Annotated in this window: 5 protein-coding genes and 1 pseudogene; 2 read left to right on the forward strand and 4 right to left on the reverse strand. The window is 70.9% G+C overall.

All coding sequences use genetic code 11. The features are described from left to right. The 4 genes and pseudogenes from ACLEQD_RS35225 to ACLEQD_RS35240 all read right to left on the reverse strand — a co-directional run. Window positions 1-1,215 (reverse strand): OB-fold nucleic acid binding domain-containing protein (locus tag ACLEQD_RS35225; protein WP_410390143.1); only part of this gene is annotated, 1,215 nt, incomplete at its 3' end. A gap of 54 nt (window positions 1,216-1,269) precedes the next feature. Continuing rightward, window positions 1,270-2,408, reverse strand: a pseudogene (locus ACLEQD_RS35230) (class I SAM-dependent rRNA methyltransferase). 127 nt (window positions 2,409-2,535) lie between these two features. After that, window positions 2,536-2,907 (reverse strand): hypothetical protein, encoded by a 372-nt coding sequence (locus tag ACLEQD_RS35235; RefSeq protein WP_410390145.1) that lies wholly within the window; start codon window positions 2,905-2,907, stop codon window positions 2,536-2,538. A 46-nt stretch (window positions 2,908-2,953) separates the two neighbouring features. Further along, window positions 2,954-4,549, reverse strand: coding sequence for an NAD(P)/FAD-dependent oxidoreductase (locus ACLEQD_RS35240; protein WP_410390146.1), 1,596 nt, complete (start codon window positions 4,547-4,549; stop codon window positions 2,954-2,956). Window positions 4,550-4,878: 329 nt separating this feature from the next. Here ACLEQD_RS35240 and ACLEQD_RS35245 point away from each other — a divergent pair, with 329 nt between their 5' ends. Beyond that, on the forward strand, window positions 4,879-5,091 hold the full coding sequence (locus ACLEQD_RS35245; RefSeq protein WP_410390148.1) for a hypothetical protein: 213 nt from the start codon (window positions 4,879-4,881) through the stop codon (window positions 5,089-5,091). A 217-nt stretch (window positions 5,092-5,308) separates the two neighbouring features. Then, entirely contained in the window at window positions 5,309-5,716 is a 408-nt protein-coding gene (locus tag ACLEQD_RS35250) for a YciI family protein (protein ID WP_410390150.1), read from the forward strand. Window positions 5,717-5,795: the final 79 nt, after the last annotated feature.

The raw sequence follows: 5,795 nt of genomic DNA on the forward strand, positions 1-5,795 counted from the left end.
GCGCTTCTCCTCGCGCTGCTTGCGGCGGCCGCCCTCCACCGGGGCGCGGCCGCGGCCGGTGGGCACGAAGCCCTTCCAGAGCGAGCGGTCGTACGCGCGCAGGTGATCCGTCCAGCGCTCGTTCGGGTCGCGCTGCATGGCCTCCACCCACGCGGAGATGCGCGCGTCGAGCGCGCTGAGCGTGTCGACGATCTGCGCCTCCAGCGTCACCGGCACCTTCACGCCGGGGGCGCCGGACGGGCCCTGCTGGGAGATCGCCAGGTGCGTCAGGTGCTGCTCCAGGAGCGGCGGGAAGCCCGGGATGCCCAGGGTCTTCTCGCGGATCTTCTGCGCCGCCAGCACCGCGTGGCCCACCAGCCGGCCCTCGTCGGAGGTGTCGAAGCCCTTGTCGGACGCGCCGTCGCCGCCCTTCATCACGTCGTGCAGGAACGCGCCGGCCAGCAGCAGGTCGCGGTCCGCCATGGGGTAGTGGTCCGACACGCGCAGCGTCAGGCGCATCACCGACAGCACGTGCTCGGCCAGCCCGCCGCGCCACGCGCGGTGCACGCCCTTCGCCGCGGGCGCCACCGGCAGCGCCGTGGACACCTGCGCGTCGTCCAGGAACGCCAGCAGCAGCTGCTTCACGAACGGGTCGTTGACGCGCTCGGTGATGAGCTCGCGGATCTGCCCCACCGCGCGCGGTCCACCGCCGCCCTCGTGGCGCTCGGGCTTGCCCTCGGAGGCCTTGGCCTCGCCGGACTTCGCCTCGGCCGCGGGCTTGCCCTCGCCGGACTTCGACTCGTTGGACTTCGCTTCGCCGGACTTCGACTCGTTGGACTTCGCCTCTGCGGGCGGGGCGGGGGGCGGCTCGAACTCCTTGGGGTCGAGCGGCTCCGGATCCAGCCGCTCCACGGCCTCCACGACGACCTGGGTGCGGCCGTGGAAGACGATGACGCTGCCCTGCACGAGGACGTAGTCACCGTTCTGGAAGACGGGTTCGAGCGCGTCCACCTGGTCGAACACGCGCGCGTCCACCGTGCCGCTCTTGTCGGCCAGGGACAGCGACAGGAACACCTTGCCGCTGCGCGCGTTCACCTTCTCCTTCTTGGTGACGCGGAAGACGGTATTGACGCGATCCTTCTCGCGCAGGTCCGCCGCGTACACCTTGCGGACGGTCTCGACGGAAGCCTCCGGGGTGGAAGTGGTCGCGGCCTGGGACTCGTTTTCGGTTGTCATCGCGGCGCGGACACTAACACCGAGGAGCCCCGTCGAGGGCGAAACAACACGCCCTCAGCTCACCTCCAGCGCCACCGCCTCCAGGTACTCGGCCCCCGGGGAGCGACCGGCGCCGGGTGGTCCGGCGGCAATCCCATCCGGACCAGCCGGAATGCGATGCGCGCCTCCTGCTCGCATGCCGTGGCCACGCACTCGGTGAACGCGCCCAGGCCCACTGGTGGGTGATAACCGACCACCAGCAGCCGCCCCCCGTGGCGGGTGCGCCTCAGGCCCAGCCGCAGCTGTTCGACGAAGTCCTCCTCGGACGCCACGCCCAGCGTGTCCAGCAGCACCAGGTCGAAGGTCTCCTTGATGGCCCGGAGCACGGCCAGCGGCTCGCCCTGTTCCACCGTCACCCGGCCGAGCAGGCCGTTGGCCTCCGCGTTCTCGCGCGCCAGGTCCGCCGCGTCCGCGTTGCCGTCGAAGGCCAATATCTGCTTCGCCCCGTGGCGCCCCGCGTGGATGAAGAGGCCGCCCACGTTGCACGCCACGTCCAGCACCCGGTCCCCGTTGCCGGTGCGCCCCAGGAAGCGGCGCAGCTCGCGGTGGTCGTACCCGTAGCCGGTGCCTTTGCCGTAGGTGAGGTCCACGGTGAAGCGCGCGCCCATCTCCAGCAGGCGGCACCAGCGCGGCGGCGTGCCGTACATCACGTGCGGGCGCTGCGCGGGCAGGCCCAGCGCCTTGCGCCGGAGCGTGTCGTTGCGCAGGAGCACGGAGGCCGCCCCCGTCACCTCTCCCAGCGTGCGGGTGATCTCCTCCTGCCGCGCGTCCATGGAGCGGGTGAGCGTCTGGACGACGAAGTGCTGATCATACCGGTCCACGATGAGGCCCGGCAGCCCGTCCCCGTCGTCGTTGACGATGCGGCAGAAGCGCGGGTCGTCCACCAGCCGGCCGCGCCGCTCGAAGGCATGGCGCACGTGGCGCGGGATGAGCCCCTCCACGGACTCGTCCGGCAGGCCCAGGCGGCGCACGGCGTAGGAGGCCTGGAGGTCCACGTCCCCCAGGCCCAGGAGCTGCCCGTCCTCGTCCTTGAGCTGCATGGGCGTGCCCGGCTGCGGTTCGCCCTCGATGGAGACGATGTCCTCGCGGCGAAGCCAGGGCGCGCCATGGCGAAGCTTGCGGGCGGCTTCTCGGGACAGGTAGGTGCTGAGCAAGGTGCGGTCCTCCTCCAGCGCGATGGCGGGCACCCTCCGGGGTGCCTTTCACCCAACATGGGCCGTGTGGGGCCGGCTGGCGGCGAGTGCCGTGCCGCTGCCCTGGAGGGCAGGGGAGGGAGCGTCTTCAGGGGACGAGCGGTGGCCGTTTGTAGGCTTTGAACGTCACCCGCATGAGGAGCCCGCTGACCACCAGGGCCAGCAGGACGCCCATCATGCGCACTCTGGGCTCCTGTCCCAGGACCATCACCGCCAGGGCGAGCAGGCCCAGGGCCACGACGCCCAGGACCGTGAACGTCTGCGCCCGGGCCGCCTTGCCGCTCTGGGGCTTCTTCGCCCGGGCGAGCACCGGCAGCGAGGACGCCTTGCGCCACTTCTCCGCGCCGTCCTCACGCACCTCGTCGTCGGCGTCCACCAGGCCCTGCACGTAGGCGCGCTCGATGTCGCCCAGCGAGGGGAACATCAGCTCACCATCCGGGGTGCGCACGCGATACGCCATGGGTCCATCCCTCCCTGGCCACCCTCGCCCGGAAGGGGAGGGGACCTCAAGCCAGCTCGGTGGCAATCTGCTCAGCGGCGCGCAGTCCATCAATGGCGGAGGACACGATGCCGCCCGCGTACCCGCAGCCCTCGCCCACCGGGTACAGGCCGCGCATGGACACGGACTGCAGGTCGTCACCCCGGGTGATGCGCACCGGGGAGGACGTCCGGCTCTCGATGCCGATGAGCTTCCCCTCGTCGCTGATGAAGCCCTTCATCTTCCGGTCGAACGTGCGCAGCGCCGCCTTGAGGGACTGCGTCAGCCGCTCCGGGAAGAGCTGGTTCAGGTCCGTGTGCGCCAGGCCCGGGCGGTAGCTGGTGTCGCCCGGGTCCTTCTTCACGCGGCCGGCCAGGTAGTCCGGAATGGTCTGCGCGGGCGCGAAGAAGCGGCCTCCGCCCAGCTTGTACGCCTCCGACTCCCAGTGCCGCTGGAACTCCAGGCCCGCCAGCGGCCCGTGGAAGCCCTCGCGCGCGAAGTCCGCGACGGACACCGACACGACGATGCCCGCGTTGGCGAACTTCGCGTTGCGCCGCGAGTTGCTCATGCCGTTGGTGCACTGCAGCCCCTCTTCGGTGGGCGTGGGCACCACGATGCCGCCGGGGCACATGCAGAACGAGTAGACGCCGCGCACCTCGCCGTCCACGTCCAGGTTCTCCGCCAGCTTGTAGTCCGCGGGCGGCAGCTTGGAGTGCTTCGCGGCGGAGCCGTACTGGATGCCGTTGATGAGCGACTGCGGGTGCTCCGCGCGGAAGCCCAGCGCGAAGGGCTTGGCCTCCACGCTCACGCGGCCGTCGGCGGCGAAGCGCTCGTACAGCTCGCGCGCGGAGTTGCCCGGCGCCAGGATGACGCGGTCGCTCTCCAGCGTGCGCCCATCCGCCATCTTCACGCCCGCGATGCGGCCGTCGCGGTAGAGCAGGTCCTCCACGCGCTGCTCGAAGTACACCTGGCAGCCGCCCGCGATGAGCTCCTCGCGCAGCTTCGCCACCGCGCCCGGCAAGAGGTCGGAGCCGATGTGCGGCTTGCCCTCGATGAGGATGTGATCCGGCGCGCCGTACTTCGCGAAGGCCTCAATCACCTTGCGCACCATGGGGTGGTTGATGCGCGTGGACAGCTTGCCGTCCGTGTACGCGCCGGCGCCGCCCTCGCCGAAGTTCATGTTGCTCTCGCGGTCCAGCGACCCGTCGCGCATGAGCTTCGCCACGTCCTTGCGGCGGGTGACGACCTCCTTGCCGCGCTCCAGCAGGATGCTGCGCACGCCGCGCTCCAGGAGGCCCAGCGCGCAGAACAACCCCGCGGGTCCGGTGCCGATGATGAGCGGCAGCTTCTGCGGCTCCTTCACGCGCGGCGGCGCTTCCGGCGCGGGCGGGGCCTCGCTCACGTCCGGGGGCAGCCGCGGCGCCTTGCGGCCCGGGGCCAGCTCCACCTCCAGCGTGTAGATGTAACGCGGGCTGCCCTTCTTGCGCGCATCCAGCACCGAGCGCACCACCCGCACGGAGGCGAGGTCACTCCGGGTGACCCCCAGCTTCTCCGCGGCGCGCTGGCCGAGCAGCTCCTCCGGCTCGTCCAGCCACAGCCCGATGTTGTTCACCCGGTACGCCATTGTGTTCTGACTCCTCGATGGGGGCGCGTATGTGCTCCACCCCCCGGAGGGAATGCAAGCACTTGAAAAGACGGGACGGCCTTTGGCGGGGCCCGGGGTGGGTGCGTACCCGCTGATGCACCCGGGACCGGCCTCCGGGCGGGTGGGACATCCGGGTGCGTAACCCCCTTCGCACCATCCACGTTCCGTGCCGTCCAGTTCCGGCCTTCAACCCCTGAGGACTGCTGGAGAATCCGTTTGGAAGAGAACGACTGGCACGGAGGTTGAAGACCGGACTCCCAAGCAGACGCGGCGCCCGGAGACGCGGCGCTCAATCCGGAGGCATTCCCGTGAGCACCGACCAGAAGGGCACCCGCATCCTCGCGCGCACGTTTTTCAACCAGCTGCGCGCAAGCGGTTACACGCCGCACCAGGTCATCGGCATCGCCACGGAGCTCCTGGAGCTGGTGACGACCGACCTGAAGGAAGGCGACAGGGCGGTCGCCGCCGCCCAGGCGACACCGGCCTCGGACGCCGGGACGGGCTTTCAGCCCCGCGTCTAGCCCTTTAGAATCCCCCTTCACAGACCCTCCGCGGGTGAGCGGGCTCCGGACTGGTTCCGGGCGCCCCACCCGCGAGGTGGCGGGCGCGAAACCGCCCCGGCTGCTACGCGCGCTTCGAACGCCGAGCAGGATTTGCAGAACGCTGTCGATCTCCGAAATGCCCGTTCGTCGTCCCGGTGAGTCGCCCATGAGGCCGGCTCGAACCAGGAGATGGACGATGCGGGTGATGGTCTTCGCGATAGCCACGGAAGGTACCGAAAAGGGCGAGCCCCCCACGCCCGAGGCGTTCGAGGCGATGGAGCGGTTCAACGAGGAGCTGATCAACGCCGGCGTCCTGCTGGCCGGCGCCGGCCTCAAGCCCACCACCGAGGCCAGGCGGATCCTCGTCGAGGGTCCCCGCCGCACGGTCATCGACGGGCCGTTCACCGAGACCCGCGAGCTGATCGCCGGCTTCTCCATCTGGAAGGTCAAGGACATGGACGAGGCGGTGGCCTGGGCCAAGCGCTGCCCCAATGTCATGCCGGGTCCGAGCAAGATGGAGCTCCGGCCGTTCTTCGAGGCGGAGGACATGGCCGACGCCCTGAAGCTCGATGCCGGGACGCGCGAGAAGCTCGGCGTCGCCTGAGCCCGTCGGCCGGAGCCGCCCGTGTCCGCGCGCCGCGCCGTGTCGCCCCCGGGGCCTTCAGGGCTGGGGGTGGCGGCGG

Source organism: Corallococcus sp. 4LFB (assembly GCF_046520365.1).
Classification (GTDB): domain Bacteria; phylum Myxococcota; class Myxococcia; order Myxococcales; family Myxococcaceae; genus Corallococcus; species Corallococcus caeni.

Coding starts and splice junctions, on each gene's coding strand:
- ACLEQD_RS35235 (WP_410390145.1), bottom strand. CDS start 2,907: ATGGCGTATCGCGTGCGCACCCCGGATGGTGAGCTGATGTTCCCCTCG.
- ACLEQD_RS35240 (WP_410390146.1), bottom strand. CDS start 4,549: ATGGCGTACCGGGTGAACAACATCGGGCTGTGGCTGGACGAGCCGGAG.
- ACLEQD_RS35250 (WP_410390150.1), top strand. CDS start 5,309: ATGCGGGTGATGGTCTTCGCGATAGCCACGGAAGGTACCGAAAAGGGC.